Here is a 17,619-nt window from a genome sequence, read left to right as displayed (position 1 = left end):
TCCTTCAACGGAACCAGATGAGGGTCATCAGGATGAACAGCGGCAGCAGCACCGCGCCGGACCAGGCCATATAGCCGAAGAAGCTGGGCATGCGGATGCCGCGCTCCTCGGCGATCGCCTTGACCATGAAGTTGGGCGCGTTGCCGATATAGGTGTTGGCGCCCATGAAGACCGAGCCGGCCGAGATCGCGGCCAGGGTCGGCGCCAGGCCGCTCATCAGCAGCTGCGCATCGCCGCCGGCCAGGTTGAAGAACACCAGATAGGTCGGCGCGTTGTCCAGGAAGGAGGACAGCCCGCCGCTAAACCAGAAATAGGCCCAGGGCAGCGGCTGGCCGTCGGCGCCGGTCACCGCGCGCACCACCGCCGCGAAGGCGCCCTGCTCGCCGGCCTTCAGCATCGCCAGCACCGGCACCATGGTCAGGAAGATGCCGATGAAGAGCTTGGCCACCTCCTGCATCGGCGCCCAGGAGAACTGGTTCTTCGCGCGCAGCGCCTTCGGCGTGATCGCCAGCGACCAGAACACCACCCCCACCAGCAGCACGTCGCGCAGCAGCGCCTGCAGCTCCACCCGGGTGCCTAGCACCTCGAAGCCGATGCCCGGCCGCCACAGCCCGCTCATCAGCACCAGCGCCACCACCGCGGCCAGCGGCAGCAGATTGATGCCGCCCTCGATGCCGAAGCCCGCGGTGTCCGGGGTCGGGTCTTGCTGGGTCACGCCCTCGCGGCGGTAGAACCAGCGGTCGATCGCATAGAAGATCGCCAGCAGTGCGCAGATCAGGAACAGGGTCTCGGGGAAGATATGGCGGGCGGTCCAGAAGAAGTCCACGCCCTTCAGGAAGCCCAGGAACAGCGGTGGATCGCCCAGCGGCGTCAGCGAGCCGCCGGCATTGCTGACGATGAAGATGAAGAACACCAGCACATGGGCGTTGTGGCGGCGGTTGTCGTTGGCGCGGATCAGCGGGCGCACCATCAGCATCGAGGCCCCGGTCGTGCCCATCACGCTGGCCAGCAGCGCGCCGATCGCCATCAGCCCCGCATTCAGCCCCGGGCTGCCGCACAGATTGCCACGCACATAGATGCCGCCGGCGGCGGTGAACAGCGCGCACAGCAGGATGATGAAGGGCAGGTATTCGGCCAGCAGCGCATGGGCCAGCACGCCCGCGGTCGCCGCCGCGCCATGGCCCAGCGCGAAGGGCAGCAGGAAGGCCAGTGCCCAGCCGGCCGCGATCTTGCCGAAATGGTGGTGCCAGAGCTTGGGCGCGGCCAGCGGCAGGATCGCGATCGACAGCAGCATGCCGGCGAAGGGCAGCCCCCACAGCGGGCCGAAGGCGCGCCCGTCCAGCTCCGCGGCCAGCGCCGGAGCGCTCTGGCCCAGCAGCAACAGGGAAAGCAGGCGGCGCTTCACCGGTCGAGGAAGCGCGCGAAGCCGGCCACCGGCTCGCGCTCGGTGATCAGGCCGTTCTCGACCGCGGCGGGGTCCGCGTAGCCGAGCGACATGCCGCAGACCAGCTGCTGGCGCGGCTCCAGACCCAGCTCCTCGGCGATCACGCGGTGGAACTGGGTGAAGGCCGCCTGCGGGCAGGTGTGCAGGCCGCGGCCGCGCGCCGCGACCATGATGTTCTGCAGGAACATGCCGTAGTCCAGCCAGCTGCCCTGCTGCATCACGCGGTCGATCGTGAACATCAGGCCCACCGGCGCGTCGAAGAACTGATAGTTGCGGCCATGCTGGTCGTGCATGCGCGCCTTGTCGCCCTTGGCGATGCCCAGGAGGCCGTAAAGGTCCCAGCCCACCTTGCGGCGCCGGTCGATGAAGGGCGAGACCCATTCGCGCGGGTAGTAGGCGTACTCCTCACCATGCGTGGCCAGCTCCTCCGGGTCGTCGTAGACGGCCATGATGCGTTCGGACAGCCGGGTCTTGGCGGCGCCGGTCAGCACATGGACCTGCCAGGGCTGGGTATTCGTTCCGGAAGGTGCCCGGGAGGCCACCCGCAGGATGTCCTCGATCACCGCGCGCTCGACCGGCGTCGGCAGGAAGGCGCGCATCGAATGGCGGCTCAGGATTGCGGCATCGACCGCGGCGGTGGCCTCGGGCGTCGGCGGGGTGAAGGCGGGATGGGTCACGGCATCAGTCCTTGCAAGGCTTGCAGATAGGGTTCGGGCAGCGCGGCCACCGGGCGGCGGCTATTGCGCTCCACATAGACATGGACAAAGTGGCCGCGGGCCGCGCAAAGCGATGCACCCTCGGCGAACAGGCCGATCTCGTAGCGCACGCTGGAACGGCCGAGCCGGGCCACGCGCAGGCCGGCCTCGATGCGCTGCGGGAAGGCCAGCGAGTCGAAGAAGTTGCAATGGGTCTCGACCACCAGGCCGATCACCGCGCCACCATGGATGTCCAGCGCGCCCTGCTCGATCAGGTATTGGTTCACCGCGGTGTCGAACAGGCTGTAGTAGACGACGTTGTTCAGGTGGCCGTAGATGTCGTTGTCCATCCAGCGCGTGCCCAGGGGCACGAAGCGGGCATAGGCCGCGCGGCCTTCCGCCTGGGGTCGGGTGTCGTCGCTCATGGTTGCGGATTCTTTCATCGCCCGGCCCGCCAGGCGGCCCAGCTGTGCGCGGCCTCCCTCAGGGTATTCACCTGCACCGCCACCGTGGTGTTCAGGTCATGGCCATAGCCGCCGGCCATGCTCAGCGCCAGCGGGATGCGGCGCTCGCGCAGCGCCGCGAAGACGCGCCGGTCGCGTTCCTGCAGGCCTTCGGTCGTCAGCTTCAGCCGGCCCAGCCGGTCGCCCTCATGCGGATCGGCGCCGGCCAGGTAGAAGGCCAGGCCCGGCGCCGGGCAGCGCGCCCAGACCTCGGCCAGCGCCCGCTCCAGCGCCGCCAGGTAGTCGGCATCGCCGCAGCCGTCCGGCAGCTCCACGTCCAGATCGCTCGCCTCCTTGCGGAAGGGGAAGTTCTTCGCGCCATGCATCGAGAAGGTGAACACCGTCGGATCCTGGCGGAAGATTGCCGCGGTGCCGTTGCCCTGGTGCACGTCCAGGTCGATCACCAGCACCGGCAGCGGTGCCCGCGCCTCGCGGTGCCGCTCGGCCTGCATCAGCCGCGCCGCCACCGCGACATCGTTGAACACGCAGTAGCCGGAGCCCTTGTCCGCATAGGCATGGTGGGTGCCGCCGGCCAGGTTGGCGGCCAGGCCCTCGCCGCCCAGCGCGGCGCGCGCGGCCATGATGGTGGCGCCGACCGAGCGGCGCGAGCGCTCGACCATCGAGGGCGACCAGGGGAAGCCGATCTCGCGCTGCTGGGCGGCGGAGAGATGGCCCTGCAGCACCGCATCGACATAGTCCGGCGTATGCACCAGCGCCAGCTCGCCCAGGTCCGCCGCCTCGGCGGGCCGCAGGCGCAGCGGGCCCGGATCGGCCTCCAGGCGCTCGCGCAGCAGGCGGTATTTGTCCTGCGGGAAACGGTGACCGGGCGGCAGGGCCAGGCTGTGGGCGTCGGCATGAAAGGCGTACATCGAACGCCACCATAGCCGCTTTGGCGCGGGGCTGCCGACGCGCACTGCCGGGGGCGTCGGCAGAGCTCCGGCTAGAAAAGCCCCTCTAGTTTGCTGCAGCGCAACAAAAAGAGCTTGCAATCCTGTTCGGCATCCCTATACTTCGGATCATGTTGCGGTGCAGCAATTCGATTGAACGGCACCGATGGTTCCTCCCCAAGGCCCACACCTTTAACCGAACTCAGGAGCTTTTCCTATGCTGACCGCTGAACAAGTTTTCGCCGCCCACAAAGCCAACGTCGAGACCCTCTTTGGCCTCACCAACAAGGCCTTCGAAGGCGTCGAGAAGCTGGTCGAGCTGAATCTGCAAGTGGCCAAGACCGCGCTGGGCGAAGCCGCCGAGACCGCGAATGCCGCGCTGTCCGTCAAGGACGCCCAGGAGCTGCTGGCCCTGCAGGCCGCGCTGCTGCAACCCAGCGCCGAAAAGGCCGCTTCCTACAGCCGCCACCTGTACGACATCGCCGCCAGCACCAATGCCGAAGTGGTGAAGGTCGCCGAGGCGCAGATCGCCGACGCGCAGAAGAAGTTCGCCGCCGTCGTCGACAGCGCCGCCAAGAATGCCCCGGCCGGCACCGAGAACGCCGTCGCCCTGGTGAAGTCGGCCGTGGCCGCCGCCAACAACGCCTTTGAATCGGTGCACAAGGCCGCCAAGCAGGCCGCCGAAGTCGCCGAAGCCAACTTCCAGGCCGCGACCAGCACCGCCGTCAAGGCCACTCAGACGGCCACCCGCGCCGCCAAGCGCGCCGCCTGAGACCTTTCTTCTCGATTGTCTCCTCGGTACCCAAGAAGCAGCGCTTCCCAAGTACCCTTCAAGCCCGGCCTTGCCGGGCTTTTTTTCGGCTTTTTTATTGACTTGTGATGTTCCTGGCGTGGTCTTGATGGCCCCTGCAAGGAGCCGGGTGGCGCCGGGACGCGGGCATGCGCAATTGCTCCGTGTCCCCCGGGCCGCAAGCCGCCCTCCTCCTTGACCTGCGCAATTGCGCACACCCGCATCCCGGCTTCTCCACCGCCAGGTGTTTGCGGAGAAAGCCAAACGCAACGCCACGCAGGAGGGTGGGCAGGCCTGATGCGGAGGTCAAGGAGGAGGCCGCGCAGCGGCCGGGGGACACGTAGCAGCAGGTCTGCCCGCCCTCCTGCGTCGAGACCTTCGCCATCACGGCATCATCAATCAACGCGCAAAGAGCCTTTTCCGTCCTGCGGTCAGCCCAGTCCGGCGACCACGCCGGCGACGATGTCCTGCACCACCCGCTCGCGCAGCGCGTCGCGGTCGCGCAGCGGGTAGCGCGCCACGCCCAGCGCCAGCAGCAGATAGCCCAGCTGCTTGGACACCATCTGCGCCGCCAGCAGGGACAGGGTCTCCTCGCTGGGCTCCGCCGCGCCGCGCGCGCAGGCCGCGACCCGCTCGCGCGTCAGGTGCACCAGTTTCTGGTAGGCCGGCTGCTCGGCCATCGCCACCGCGTCGCCGCCGGCGGTCTGCTGCAGCGACATGTAGATCATGCGGAACTGGTCGGCACGCTCCTCCCAGAAGCCGATCAGGCCGCGCGCATGCGCCTCCAGCACCTTCAGCGGCGCGCGCCGCCCGGCCGAGACCGGCAGCAGCCGCTCCAGCAGCGCCTCGAACACCTCCAGCCACAGCCCCTCCAGCAGCGCCTGCTTGTTCGGGAAATAGCTGTACAGCGCCATCGTCGACAGGCCGAACTCCTGCGCCATGCGGCGCATCGACAGGCCCGCGGCCCCCTCGTCGCGGCAGATCCGGCGCGCGCGCTCCAGCATCTCGCGCTTGAGCGTCGCCATCGCCGCCGGGCTGCGCCGCACCCGCGTGCGCGCGGTGCCCGCCGCCGCGGCGGTCCCGCTCTTCTTCCTGATTCCGCTGCCCATCCCAATCGCAACAAATTGTTATCGTTGGCGTACGTTAACTCATATGCATGACGGCGTTAAATAGTCCCGAACCCTTGGTCCTGATCATGGTTTTCACTAACGTACACGTACAACAATAACGGCCTACGGGCATGCAGGACCGCAGTGCATGTCGGATCCCCTCCCCCATCGTCCGAAAGTCCTCCTTCCATGCAATTGCTCGACCGCATTTCCGTCGGCGCCAAGCTGGGCTTGGCCTTCTTCCTGGTACTCCTGATCACCGCCGTGCTGGGCGTGACCGCCATCGTCCAGCTGGGCCGCGTCAACGACACCGCCAGCCTGATGGCCGAGAACCTGCTGCCTTCCAGCCGCGAGGCCCAGTCCACCGCCCAGCAGATCTCGCGCTACCGCACGCGCGAGTACCGCCTGATGACGACCGATGCCGGCGAGCGCGCGGCCGTGGTCGACTCGCTGCAGGACTCGCGCAAGCAGGTCGAGATCCATCTGGCCGCCTATGCCAAGCTGGCCGATTCGGCCGACGAGCTGGAGAAGGTCAAACACATCCAGAACCTCTGGACCGACTACCTGGACAACAGCCGCGCGATGCAGGAAGCCTCGCGCCAGGGCGACGACGAGAACGCGCTGCGCCTGCTGGCCAAGGTCGGCCTGCCCAAGTACAACGCGCTGGACAAGGCGCTGGACGAGCTGGTCGAGCTGAACACCGCCGACGCCGACAAGGCCAACAAGCTGGGCAACGAGATCTATGCCAACAGCCGCTGGCTGATCGCCGGCATGACCACGCTGGCCGTGCTGCTGGGCGCGGGCCTGGGCTTCGTGATCACCCGCCGCATCACCCGCCCGCTGCACGAATCGGTGCTGCTGGCCGAGGCCGTCGCCGCCGGCGACCTGACGCACAGCCTGCGCGTCCAGGGCCGCGACGAGGTGGCCCAGCTGCAGGGCGCGCTGCTGCGCATGGTGGTGCGGCTGAAGTCGGTCGTCAGCCAGGTGCGCGACGGCGTCGATTCGGTCTCCAGCGCCGCGGCGCAGATCGCCACCGGCAACCAGGACCTGAGCGCCCGCACCGAGCAGACCGCCTCCAACCTGGAGGAGACCGCCTCCAGCATGGAACAGCTGACCGGCGCCGTCGGCCAGTCCGCCGACACCGCGCGCCAGGCGAACCAGCTGGCCCAGACCGCTGCCGAGGCCGCCGAGCGCGGCAGCCAGGCCGGTGCCCAGGTCAGCGAGCGCATGCAGCAGATCAGCGATTCATCGAAGAAGATCGCCGACATCATCGGCACCATCGACGGCATCGCCTTCCAGACCAACATCCTGGCGCTGAACGCCGCGGTGGAAGCCGCCCGCGCCGGCGAGCATGGCAAGGGCTTCGCGGTGGTCGCCTCCGAGGTGCGCTCGCTGGCCCAGCGCAGCGCCGAGGCCGCCAAGGAGATCAAGATCCTGATCACCCGCTCGGTCGAGACGGTCGAGGTCGGCTCGGCCGAGGTCGCCAGCTCCGGCGCCGCGGTCGGCGAGATCCTGCGCGGCGTGCAGCGCGTCACCGACCTGATGGGCGAGATCGCCGCCGCCGCCACCGAGCAGCGCGACGGCATCGGCCAGGTCAATCAGGCCGTCGCCAACCTCGACCAGATGACGCAGCAGAATGCCGCGCTGGTGGAGGAATCGACCGCCGCCTCGGCCTCGCTGCGCGAGCAGGCCGAACGCCTGGCCGAGGTGGTCTCGGTATTCCGGCTCGCCTGAGCGGGCCGCCCGCTCAGGGCTGGCGCAGCCGCTCGAGCTGGTCGCCGATCAGCTCCAGCCGCAGCAGCGGATTGTCCAGCGCCAGCAGGCGCTGTTTTTCATCCGCGGGCAGCGGCAGCAGCTCGCACCAGCGGTTCGCCAGCCAGCCACAGTCGTCCCAGCGATAGGGCGGCTGCACCGGCAGGTCCTCGGCCGCCGCGCCGGTCTCCAGGGTGTGCAGCAGGCCCTGCAGCAGGCGCGCGGTCTGCGCCAGGTCCTCGGGCAGCGGCAGCTCCACCTCCTCCGGTAGCAGCTCGCCCTCGCCCATCCACAGCCCATGCGGCAGGCAGGCGCTGCCGCTCAGGCGAAAGCGCCGCCCGCCCGTGCAACGGATCTGCAAGAGGCCCGGCCGCGGCCGCTCAAGCCGCTCCAGATGGGCCAGCGTGCCCAGCGGCTCGAAGCGCTCCGCCACGAAATCCGCCCCCTCGCCGCGCTGGCGCACCTCGCTGCCGGCGGTCAGCAGCACCACGCCGAAGGGCTCGCCGCTTTTCTCGCAGCGCTGGATCAGGTCGAGGTAACGCGGCTCGAACACCCGCAGCGACAACAGGCCGCCGGGAAACAGGGGAGCCTGGAGCGGAAAAAGCGCAATCTGCATGATGGCCCGAGCATAGCCCGCGCCACCCGTTCGAGGGACAAGGCGGCCGCGCCGGGTTGCCCCGGCTTGCCGCGCCCCCGCCCCTTGCCCACAATGAAAGCGCCTCTTCCCTCCAGGTCCACCATGTCCGCCGCTTTTGCAGTACGGCCGAAGAACCTCCTGCCCTGGCTGTTGCTAGGCCTGTGCCTGCTGCTGGCCGCCGGCGCCGCGCGGGCCCAGCCGCTGATCGCGGTCGAGGACGACTGGCCGCCCTATGCCTGGCAGGGCCCGGACGGCGAACCCAAGGGCTTCGCGGTGCGCCTGGTGCGGGCCGCCTTCGCCGCCCAGGGCGTGGCGGTGCGGTTGCAGGCCATGCCCTTCGCGCGCTGCATGCGCGATGCCAAGGAGGGCCGCGCGGCCGGCTGCTTCAACGCGACGATCACCGCCGAGAACCGCCCGCAGTACCACTGGCACGAGCCGCCGATGTTCGAGGAGGAGCTGGCGATCTTCGGCCCGGCCGACTTCAGCGGCGGCGAGCTGGGCCTGGCCGACCTGCGCGGCCGCAGCGTCGGCTACACCAACGGCTACACCTACCCGACCGAGTTCATGCGCGACCCCTTGATCCGGCGCCATGGCGCCACCTCGGACAAGCTGCTGCTGCGCATGCTGGTGAACCAGCGCGTCGACTTCATCCTGCTCAACACCATGCCCGGCCTGCTGCGCCTCCAGGGCGAGCCGGCGTTGCAGGGCAAGGTGCGGCGCCTGGGCAAGATCTCGCAGGACGGCTTCTGGGTCGCCTTCTCCAAGGCCCACCCGGAGGGCCGGCAGCTGGCCGAGCAGTTCGGCCGCGGCCTCGCCGAGCTGCGCCGCAACGGCGGCTACCAGCAGCTGCAGGGCGAGTTCCGGCGCGAGCTGGGCCTGCCGCCGCGCTGAGGCGCCGGCGCCTTCATTCAGCGCGTCTTCGCCTCGATGCGGTGGCGCAGCGCAGGCAGCATCGCCAGCGCCGCCTCGCGGCCGGCCTGGATGCTGCGCCGGCGCGCCGTGAAGTCCGCGCTGCCGATGCCCAGCAGCTGCGGCCGCAGCACCAGGTCGGCCTCGCGCAGCTCATAGGCATTGATGCTGCGGCTCATGATCGCGAAGGTCTGCAGCAGCATGCGCATCGCGTCGCCCAGCGGCTTGTCGTCCGGCGGCGAACTGATGTCGACCGCGATCACCAGCTCCGCGCCCATCTGGCGCGCCTGGCGCACCGGCACCGGCGCCACCAGGCCGCCGTCCACATATTCGCGCCCGGCGATCTTGACCGGCTGGAACACCGCCGGCACCGCGCTGGAGGCGCGCACCGCGGTGCCGGTGTCGCCGCTGCGGAACAGCACGCCCGAACCGTCGGACAGGTCGGTGGCCAGGATGCCCAGCGGGATCGCCATCTGCTCGATCGGCTTGTGGCCGGTGCGCTCGCGCACGAAGCGCGCCAGCGCCTCGCCGCGGATCAGGCCGCGGCCCGGGAAGGCCCAGTCGGTGATCGCGCCCTCGTCCATACCCTCGGCCAGCGCCGCCAGCTCCTTGCCGTTCTTGCCCGAGGCATAGAGCGCCGCCACCAGCGAGCCGGCCGAGGTGCCCGCCACCAGGTCCACCCCGATGCCGTTTTCCTCCAGCACCTGGATCACGCCGATATGGGCGAAGCCGCGCGCCGCGCCACCGCCCAGGGCCAGGCCGATGCGCGGCGGTTTCGGCGGCGGCTTGGGACCGGGCGGGGTGGCATCGATCGGCGGCGGTGGGGTCGGGCTGCCGACAAGCGGCATCTGGGAGCAGGCGGCCAGCGCCAGGGGGGCCAGCAACAGGCCCCGACGGGAAACGGAAGACATGGCGGGGGATTCTAGAAGCCCGCCCGGCGCGGCCAGGGCCCACAATGGCGGAACCATCCGTGCCGCAAAGGAGCCCGCCCATGGCCCTGACCCACGCCAACCATGGCCAGCTGATCGACCTGAAGCCCCTGGCCGACGGCAGCACCGACAGCCCCAGCACCAGCCTGATCAAGACCGACCAGCTGCAGCTGCTGCATGTGGTGCTGCATGCCGGCCAGCGCCTGCCGGAGCACAAGGTGGCCGGTGAGCTGAGCCTGCAATGCCTGGCCGGGCGGGTGCGGCTGATCATGCCGGGCACCGAGCTGCCGCTGGCGGCCGGCCAGTTGACCGTGCTGCGCGGCGGCGAACCGCATGCGGTGCTGGCCGAGCAGGACAGCTGCCTGCTGCTGACCTTGATCCTCAGACACTAGCCATCCCCCATCCGGACGCCCCGGCGCGACATCGGGCGCGGCCACAATGCGTGGCCGCGCTGTTGTCCGCGGAGGAGTCCCGATTGATGCGCCTGCCGGTCCGCCTGCTACCCCTTGTCCTCTCTGCCGCCCTGCCCGCCTGGGGTCAGACCTTGCCCAGCGATGCGCTGGGGCGCCGCTGCTGGCAGAGCTACAGCGCCGAGCGCAGCGCGCCGGACCTGCGCGAGCCGATCGCCGTCAGCTTCACCAATCTGCGCCACGGCTATGCGCTGCGCTCACCCTTCTGGGTCGACTTCGGCGTGCGCGGCATGGGCGTGATCCCGGCCGGCAACAAGAACGCGCAGGCCGGCCACCACCATATCCTGATCGACACGCCGCTGCCCTCGAACCACCAGGCGCAGATCCCCTTCTCCAACACCCACAGGCATTTCGGCAAGGGCCAGACCGGCGCCGAGCTGGACCTGCCCGACGGCAAGCACACGCTGCGCCTGCTGTTCGCCGACCATGAGCACCGGCCCTATTTCGTCTACAGCCGCGAGATCACGATCGAGGTGGTGGGCCGACGCAGCGCCGCGCCGCTGACGATCGACCCGGCCCGCTTCGCCGCGAGCTGCGCCGCCTGGTACCAGGACCAGCTCGGCGCGCCGCGCGCCGCCACGCGCGAGGTCTATGTGAAGAACCTGCGCAGCGAGGAATCGGTCGGCAGCCCCTTCCTGCTGAGCCTGGGCGTGACCGGGCTGGGCGTCGCGCCGGCCGGCTCGGCGCTCAAGGACAGCGGCCATTTCTCGGTCAATATCAGCCGCGCCGGCGCGCCCGCGCAGCGCCTGGACCTGCGCGACGGCCGCACCGAGACCGTGCTGGACCTGCCACGCGGCGACTACGAGATCGAGGCCCGCTTCCTCGACGGCCAGGGTCAGGTCTTGCTGAAGGCCGCGCCGCTGCGCATCAATGTCGCGCGTCAGGACAGGTAGTCCTCGATCCGCACCGCGTCGACCTGCTCGGGCCGCATGAAGCGCCGCGCATAGTCGAGGCAGACGCCGGCGCGCAGGAACAGCTCGAACAGCTCGCCGTCCAGGTGCTGCTCGCGCGCCATGCGCGCCATGATGGCCAGCGCCTCGGACAGGCGCTTGCCCTTCTTGTAGGGCCGGTCGTCGGCGGTCAGGGCCTCGAAGACATCGGCGATCGCCATCATGCGCGCCTGCGGGCTCATCTGTTCGCGCGTCAGGCCGCGCGGATAGCCGCCGCCGTCCATGCGCTCATGGTGGCCGCCGGCGATCTCGGGCACGCTCTTCAGGTGCGGCGGGAAGGGCAGCTCGGACAGCATCTTGATCGTCTGCACGATGTGCTCGTTGATCTTGTAGCGCTCCTCCTCGGTCAGGGTGCCGCGGCTCACCGACAGGTTGTGCAGCTCGCCGCGGTCGTACAGGTGTTCGGGCACCCGCATCCGGAAGCCCCAGCGGTTGTCGTCGGGGATGAGCTCGCGCGCCGGCCGCCGCAGCCGGTGCTCGGGCTTGTCGGCCAGCAGCGGCTCCTGCACCGGCAGGGCCGGCGCCGGGAAGGCCGCCAGGCGCTCGCGCTCCGCATGGGAGAGGCCCAGGCGGTCGTCCAGGGTGCGCCACCAGCGGCGCTGCGCGATCGCCTGCAGCCGCGCCAGCTTGTCCGGCGAGAGGAACTCGCCGCCCTCGTTGCAGGCCGCGATGAAGGCGAAGTCCTCGTCCAGTGCGGCCTGCGCCGGCGCGGCCGCGGCGCGCAGCGCCGGCAGGTCCTCGTCGCGCTCGCGCAGGCGCTGCTCGCACAGGGCCAGATAGGCTTCCTGCTTCAGCAGCTCGAAGCGCATGCGGATCTCGTGGATGCGGTCGTGGATGGTCTCCAGCTTGGTCGCCTTGTCGACCACATATTCCGGCGTCGTCACCTTGCCGCAGTCGTGCAGCCAGGCGGCGATGTGCAGCGCCTCCCAGTCCTCCTCGTCGAGCCTGAAGTCGCGGTAGGGGCCGCTGTCGGCCGCACAGGCGGCGCGCGCCAGCATCTTGGTCAGCTCCGGCACGCGCTGGCAATGGCCGCCGGTGTAGGGGCTCTTGGCGTCGATCGCGCCGGCCACCAGCTGGATCAGGCTTTCCAGCAGCGCCTTCTGGGTGCGCAGCAGCAGCTGGTTGTCGATCGCCACCGCGGCCGGACCGGCCAGCGCCTGGATGAAGGCGGCGCGCGCCGCCGGCAGCGGGCCGCTGCCCTGTTCGTCGACGAAGGTGAAGGACAGGGTGCCGACCAGTTCGTCGCGCTGGTTGCGCAGCGGCAGCGCCAGCATCCGCAGGCGCGAGGCCTCCAGCCGGCGGAATAGGCCGCCATAGGCCGACAGATGGCTGGCCTCCTCCCAGCGCAGCTCGACATCGACCAGCCGGTTCTCGCGCAGCGCCCGCACCGTCACCGAGGGACTGCCCCGCTCGTCCAGCGCCCAGGTGCTGAGCAGGCCCGGATCGCTGACCACGCCGTCGATCAGCGCCGCCGCCGGCACCAGGCGCTGGCCGTCGTCGCTGACCAGGTGGATCGCGCCGCTGGAGGCCTGCACCACCGAGACCGTCTCGCCGAGCAGGCGCTGCAGCAGCGGCTCGACCCGATGCTCCGCGGCCAGCGCCTCGGAGATCTGCAGGAAGCGCCGCAGCGACTCGCGCATCCGGCCCATCGCCAGCGCCAGCATGTCGACCTCGCGGATATGGCTGCGCGCCGGCTCCGGCCCCTCGAACTCGAAGCGGCTGATCGCCTCCGCCTCGGCCGCCAGCCGCTTCAGCGGCTGCGCCACCAGCTGCGCCGCCCAATGCACCAGGGGCAGGGTCAGCAGCACGATGCCGCTGGCGATCAGCAGCGACACGCTGCGCGCGCGCAGCGCATCGGCCTGCAGCTCGTCGCGCGGCGCCGCGATCGCCAGGCTCAGCCCCGGCGCCCCGGCCAGGGCCTGCAGGCGCAGCACCCATTCGCGCCCCTGCAGGCCGGTGATCGGCTCCAGCGCGGTGCCGGTCTGGGCCCGCTCCCACAGATGCAGGAGCACCGGCGAGCCCAGCTCGCGCACCAGCGGCAGCCGCGCATCGCTGCCGCGCGCCAGCGCCTGCGCGCCCAGGCGCTTGCCCGGTGCGGCCAGCGCCAGCACGCCGCCCTGCGCGTCGACGATCATCAGCTCGCTGCCCGGCGTGATGCGCTGCCGCGCCAGCATCTCGGCCAGGGCCTGCAGGCTGACGTCGACGCCCGCCGCGCCCAGCGTGCCGCCAGCGCTGGCCAGGGTCAGGCCGACCTCGCGGGTGGTGAAGAACAGATAGGGCGAGGTCTGCACCACCGCGCCCGAGTCCCGCGCCGCAACGGCCTGCACGAACCAGGCGCGCTCGCGCGGATCGAAGCGGTAGCCCGGCCGCTCCCGCTCGGCCAGCAGGCGCAGCTCGGCGTCGAAGAAGCGGTAGCTGCCGCGCGGCTCGGCGCCATCGCGGTCCACCGACTGCAGCAGGTAGGCGCTGCCCGGCGGCGCCTCCAGCGCGCCCTCCTGCCGCGGGTCGAGGCGCCGCAGCAGCACGAAGGAGCCGTTGGCCGTGCCGCCGTAGACGGCCGACAGCGAGGGGTTCTGGCGCAGCGCCGCCGCCAGCAGCGGCAGCCGGGCCAGGCGGTCGGCATGGCGGGCGCCCGCCAGCAGCGAGGTCTGCGCCAGCAGCGCCGCGCTGAGCCGCGCCGGGCGCAGCTCGGCTTCGATCGCCGCCGAGGTCTCGCGGCCGATGCGCTCGAAGGTGTCGGCCGCCTGCGCCAGCATGCGCTGCTTGCTGACGCTCAGCTGGTAGCTCGCCAGCGCCGCGTACAGCAGCAGCACGATGCCGATCATCAGCACCGACAAGGTCAGGTAAATCGAGCGCGGCTTCGCAATGCCCATGGACCTTCCTCCCCTGGGGCGCAGCATCCGGCCTGACCCGGGCGGCGTCAAGCGGCCGCGGCCGGGGTCGGGTCTTGCCCCACCGCGACCCCTACACTGACGCCATGGAATTCGCCCCCCTGATCAAGGAAATCGGCCGCGGCACGCGCGGCGCGCGCGACCTGGACGAGGCCCAGGCCGAGGCCCTGTTCGGCGCGATGCTGGACCGCGCGGTGCCGGAGCTGGAGCTGGGCGCGATCCTGCTCTCGATGCGCATCAAGGGCGAGAGCGCGGCCGAGCTGGCCGGCTTCTGGCGCGCGATGCAGGCGCGCACCGCGCGGGTCGAGATAGCGCCGGCCACCGGCCCGCGCTGCGTGCTGCTGCCCACCTTCAACGGTGCACGCAAGCAGGCCAATCTGATGCCCCTGGTGGCGCGGCTGCTGGCGCGCGCGGGCGTGCCGGTGCTGATCTTCGGCCGGCATGATTTCGACAGCCGCATCAGCCCCTTCGAGCTGCTGGCCGCGCTGGGCCTCGCGCCCGCCGCCACGCCCGAGCAGGCGAGCGAACGGCTGGCGCGCGAGCGCCTGGCGATCCTGCCGCTGGCCGCGCTGAACCCGGGGCTGGATGCGCTGATGGCCCTGCGCCCACGCCTGGGCGTGCGCAACAGCGGCCACAGCGTGGCCAAGCTGCTGGATGCGGCGCCGGGGCGCAGCGTGCGCGTCGTCGCGGTGACCCATCCCGAATACCTGGACAGCATGGGCCAGGCCCTGCTGGCGCAAAGCGCGGCCGGCCACCGCGGCCTCCTGATGCGCGCCAGCGAGGGCGAGGCCTACGCGCATCTGCGCCGCAAGGCCCAGCTCTACGGCTTCATCGACGGCCAGCGCCTGGACCTGCACCCGGCCGACACGACGGACCTGGACTGGCCGCTGTCGCCCGACTGCGAGCCGGCGGCCAACGCCCGGCTGATCGAGGCGATGCTGGACGGCCGCGAGCCGCTGCCGCCGCGCATCGCCGAGCAGGTCATGGCCTTGCGCCGTCTGGCCGAGGATTGAGGCCCGGCATTGCAGCCCGCTTCATATGCTTATCTGCGAATAAGCAATCTACGAATTTGTAGTTCCTATATATATAAAGCTTCCATACAGTCCGCCGCCTAGGCCTGGGAATCCCCTTTCCCCTTTCCCGGGCCCCACCATTCGGGAGCGGCGGACTTGTTGTTGGACTGGATTGCGATCGCGAGCGGCTTCGGCGTCGGTCTGATCGTCGGCATCACCGGTGTCGGCGGCGGCTCGCTGATGACCCCGCTGCTGCTGTCCGTCTTCAAGCTGAACCCGGCGGTCGCGATCGGCACCGACCTCTGGTTCGCCGCGCTGACCAAGGTCTCCGGCTCGGTGGCCCATGCGCGCCACGGCCATGTGAAATGGCGCATCACCGGCCTGCTGCTGGCCGGCTCCATCCCCGCCTCGATCGCCACCGTGGCGCTGATGCATCTGACCGGCGTCACCAAGGGCTGGGCCGGCGCGCTGACCTTCTCGCTGGGCATCGCCCTGCTGCTGACCGCCGTGGTGGTCGCCTTCAAGAAGAGCTGGCAGGCCCTGGGCCTGCGGCTGGAGCGCTTCATCCCCGAAGCGCGCAAGCCGGCGCTGACGATCGCCTCCGGCGTGGTGCTGGGCGTGCTGGTTTCGCTGTCCTCGATCGGTGCCGGCGCGATCGGCGCCACCCTGATCCTCCTGATCTACCCGCGCCTGGAGGCGCGCTACATCGTCGGCAGCGACATCGCCCATGCGGTGCCGCTGACCCTGGTCGCCGGCATCGGCCACGCCACCCTGGGCCATGTGAACTGGCTGCTGCTGGTGCCGCTGCTGATCGGCTCGGTGCCCGGCATCTGGCTGGGCGCGCAGCTGACGCGCCGCCTGCCGGACGGCGTGGTGCGCGGCCTGCTGTGCGCCTCGCTGCTGATGGCCGGGTGGAAAGTAATTCATTGAGCTCCTGAAGACATGTACGCCTATACCGACTTCGACCGCCAGTTCGTCCATGCCCGCGCCGCGCAGTTCCGCGACCAGCTGGAGCGCAACCTGGCCGGCACCCTCTCGGACGACGAGTTCCGCCCGCTGCGCCTGCAGAACGGCTGGTATGTGCAGCGCCATGCGCCGATGCTGCGCGTGGCCGTGCCCTACGGCGTGCTGTCCGCCCAGCAACTTCGCCAGCTGGCCCATATCGCACGCAAATGGGATCGCGGCTACGGCCATTTCACGACCCGCCAGAACCTGCAGTACAACTGGATCCCGCTGGTCGATGCCGCCGACGTGATGGACGCGCTGGCCGCGGTCGACATGCACGGCATCCAGACCAGCGGCAACTGCATCCGCAACATCACCGCCGACGGCATGGCCGGCGTGGCGGCCGACGAGATCGTCGACCCACGCCCCTACGCCGAGGTGCTGCGCCAATGGAGCACCCTGCATCCCGAGTTCGCCTTCCTGCCGCGCAAGTTCAAGATCGCGATCTCGGGCGCGCTGGAAGACCGCGCCGCGATCGCCTGGCACGACATCGGCCTGCAGCTGGTGAAGAACGAGGCCGGCGAGGTCGGCTTCAAGGTGCTGGTCGGCGGCGGCATGGGCCGCACCCCGATCACCGGCCAGGTGATCACCGAGTTCCTGCCCTGGAACCAGATCCTGGTCTATATCGAGGCGATCGTGCGCGTCTACAACCGCTACGGCCGTCGCGACAATATGTACAAGGCCCGCATCAAGATCCTGGTCAAGGCCGAGGGCCAGGCCTTTCTCGACGCGGTGAATGCCGAGTTCGCCCATATCCTGGCCGACGATGCCGGCGGCCATGAGCACCTCATCCCGCAGGCAGAGCTGGAGCGCGTCGCGGCCAGCTTCGTGGTGCCGGCCGGCGTCGCCGTGCGGCCCGCGATCGACATCCTCGAGGGTGCGCAGGGGGCCTACAAGCGCTGGCTGGAGCGCAATGTGCATGCGCACAAGCTGAGCGGCCACCGCGGCGTGACCCTGTCGTTGAAGCGCCTGGGCCTGCCGCCCGGCGACGCCACCGATGCGCAGATGGAGGCCGCCGCCGCGCTGGCCGAGCGCTACAGCCATGGCGAGCTGCGCGTCACCCATGACCAGAACCTGCTGCTGCCCTGGGTGCTGGAGAGCGAGCTGCCGGCCCTGTTCGAGGAGGCCAAGGCCAACGGCTTCGCAACGCCCAATATCGGCCTGCTGAGCGACATGATCGCCTGCCCCGGCGGCGACTTCTGCGCGCTGGCCAATGCCCGCTCGATCCCGGTGGCCGAGGCGATCACCGAGCGCTTCCAGGACCTGGACGAGCTCTACGACATCGGCGACATCGACCTGCACATCAGCGGCTGCATCAACAGCTGCGGCCACCACCACAGCGGCCATATCGGCATCCTGGGCGTCGACAAGGACGGCAGTGAGTGGTACCAGATCACCCTGGGCGGCTCGGACGGCTCGACCATTTCCGGCGCCGCCGTGCCCGGCAAGGTGATCGGCCCCAGCTTCGCCGCCGACGAGGTGCCGGACGTGATCGATGCGCTGATCCAGACCTACCGCCAGGAGCGCGCCGCGGCCGAGCGTTTCATCGACACGGTGCGCCGCGTCGGCATCGAGCCCTTCAAGGCACCGGCCAATGCCCAGCGCACCCTCACCGCCGCCGCCCGCTGAAAGAAC

At 70.3% G+C, this 17,619-nt stretch carries 16 protein-coding genes; 8 read left to right on the top strand and 8 right to left on the bottom strand.

What is annotated here, in order from left to right; translation table 11 throughout:
• Positions 1 to 4: 4 nt before the first annotated feature.
• The 4 genes from G8A07_RS07755 to G8A07_RS07740 are packed head-to-tail and all read right to left on the bottom strand — an operon-like array spanning position 5 to position 3,511.
• Positions 5 to 1,405: a sodium:proton antiporter gene (locus G8A07_RS07755; protein WP_195796472.1), complete on the bottom strand. Its 1,401-nt coding sequence runs from the start codon at positions 1,403 to 1,405 to the stop codon at positions 5 to 7.
• Entirely contained in the window at positions 1,402 to 2,121 is a 720-nt protein-coding gene (locus tag G8A07_RS07750; protein WP_256441101.1) for a nitroreductase, read from the bottom strand. Before G8A07_RS07750 ends, G8A07_RS07755 begins: the two co-directional genes overlap by 4 nt.
• Positions 2,118 to 2,564 (bottom strand): thioesterase family protein, encoded by a 447-nt coding sequence (locus G8A07_RS07745; protein ID WP_249937262.1) that lies wholly within the window; start codon positions 2,562 to 2,564, stop codon positions 2,118 to 2,120. The genes G8A07_RS07750 and G8A07_RS07745 overlap by 4 nt, the downstream gene beginning before the upstream one ends.
• A 14-nt stretch (positions 2,565 to 2,578) precedes the next feature.
• Positions 2,579 to 3,511 (bottom strand): histone deacetylase, encoded by a 933-nt coding sequence (locus tag G8A07_RS07740; RefSeq protein ID WP_195796470.1) that lies wholly within the window; start codon positions 3,509 to 3,511, stop codon positions 2,579 to 2,581.
• 235 nt (positions 3,512 to 3,746) lie between these two features.
• On the opposite strand from G8A07_RS07740, the gene G8A07_RS07735 reads away from it, so the two are divergent.
• Positions 3,747 to 4,301, top strand: a complete 555-nt coding sequence (locus tag G8A07_RS07735) for a phasin family protein (RefSeq protein WP_195796469.1) — start codon at positions 3,747 to 3,749, stop codon at positions 4,299 to 4,301.
• A 449-nt stretch (positions 4,302 to 4,750) separates the two neighbouring features.
• Here G8A07_RS07735 and G8A07_RS07730 read toward each other — a convergent pair whose 3' ends face one another.
• Entirely contained in the window at positions 4,751 to 5,428 is a 678-nt protein-coding gene (locus G8A07_RS07730; RefSeq protein ID WP_195796468.1) for a TetR/AcrR family transcriptional regulator, read from the bottom strand.
• 189 nt (positions 5,429 to 5,617) lie between these two features.
• Between G8A07_RS07730 and G8A07_RS07725 the strand changes: the two genes are divergently transcribed.
• Complete coding sequence (locus G8A07_RS07725; protein WP_195796467.1) at positions 5,618 to 7,162, top strand: methyl-accepting chemotaxis protein; 1,545 nt, start codon at positions 5,618 to 5,620, stop codon at positions 7,160 to 7,162.
• 13 nt (positions 7,163 to 7,175) lie between these two features.
• Here G8A07_RS07725 and G8A07_RS07720 read toward each other — a convergent pair whose 3' ends face one another.
• A complete protein-coding gene (locus tag G8A07_RS07720) occupies positions 7,176 to 7,796 on the bottom strand; it encodes an LON peptidase substrate-binding domain-containing protein (RefSeq protein WP_195796466.1) in 621 nt (206 codons plus the stop codon).
• A 123-nt stretch (positions 7,797 to 7,919) separates the two neighbouring features.
• On the opposite strand from G8A07_RS07720, the gene G8A07_RS07715 reads away from it, so the two are divergent.
• Positions 7,920 to 8,708 (top strand): ABC transporter substrate-binding protein, encoded by a 789-nt coding sequence (locus G8A07_RS07715; protein WP_195796465.1) that lies wholly within the window; start codon positions 7,920 to 7,922, stop codon positions 8,706 to 8,708.
• Between the two features lie 17 nt (positions 8,709 to 8,725).
• Here G8A07_RS07715 and G8A07_RS07710 read toward each other — a convergent pair whose 3' ends face one another.
• Positions 8,726 to 9,637 carry a patatin-like phospholipase family protein gene (locus tag G8A07_RS07710; protein WP_195796464.1) on the bottom strand — a complete coding sequence of 304 codons (912 nt, stop codon included), beginning with the start codon at positions 9,635 to 9,637 and terminating at the stop codon, positions 8,726 to 8,728.
• Positions 9,638 to 9,717: 80 nt separating this feature from the next.
• Here G8A07_RS07710 and G8A07_RS07705 point away from each other — a divergent pair, with 80 nt between their 5' ends.
• Positions 9,718 to 10,047: a cupin gene (locus G8A07_RS07705; RefSeq protein WP_195796463.1), complete on the top strand. Its 330-nt coding sequence runs from the start codon at positions 9,718 to 9,720 to the stop codon at positions 10,045 to 10,047.
• A gap of 86 nt (positions 10,048 to 10,133) precedes the next feature.
• Entirely contained in the window at positions 10,134 to 11,018 is an 885-nt protein-coding gene (locus tag G8A07_RS07700) for a DUF4399 domain-containing protein (RefSeq protein WP_195796462.1), read from the top strand.
• On the opposite strand, the gene G8A07_RS07695 is transcribed toward G8A07_RS07700, so the two are convergent.
• Positions 11,006 to 13,948, bottom strand: coding sequence for an HD domain-containing phosphohydrolase (locus G8A07_RS07695; protein WP_195796461.1), 2,943 nt, complete (start codon positions 13,946 to 13,948; stop codon positions 11,006 to 11,008). The two genes, G8A07_RS07700 and G8A07_RS07695, sit on opposite strands and share 13 nt — an antisense overlap.
• A gap of 104 nt (positions 13,949 to 14,052) precedes the next feature.
• Between G8A07_RS07695 and ybiB the strand changes: the two genes are divergently transcribed.
• From ybiB to G8A07_RS07680, 3 genes are all read left to right on the top strand, one after another.
• The gene (ybiB, locus tag G8A07_RS07690; RefSeq protein ID WP_195796460.1) at positions 14,053 to 14,979 is read left to right on the top strand and encodes a DNA-binding protein YbiB; all 927 of its coding nucleotides are present in this window, start codon (positions 14,053 to 14,055) and stop codon (positions 14,977 to 14,979) included.
• 162 nt (positions 14,980 to 15,141) lie between these two features.
• Positions 15,142 to 15,909 (top strand): sulfite exporter TauE/SafE family protein, encoded by a 768-nt coding sequence (locus tag G8A07_RS07685; protein ID WP_195797656.1) that lies wholly within the window; start codon positions 15,142 to 15,144, stop codon positions 15,907 to 15,909.
• 12 nt (positions 15,910 to 15,921) lie between these two features.
• Positions 15,922 to 17,613 carry a nitrite/sulfite reductase gene (locus G8A07_RS07680; RefSeq protein WP_195796459.1) on the top strand — a complete coding sequence of 564 codons (1,692 nt, stop codon included), beginning with the start codon at positions 15,922 to 15,924 and terminating at the stop codon, positions 17,611 to 17,613.
• Positions 17,614 to 17,619 lie beyond the last annotated feature (6 nt).

Origin of the sequence: Roseateles sp. DAIF2 (genome assembly GCF_015624425.1) — a bacterium.
Classification (GTDB): domain Bacteria; phylum Pseudomonadota; class Gammaproteobacteria; order Burkholderiales; family Burkholderiaceae_C; genus Kinneretia.
Note: the sequence above shows the minus strand (reverse complement) of the source record. Positions and strands in the feature narration are given on the sequence as shown.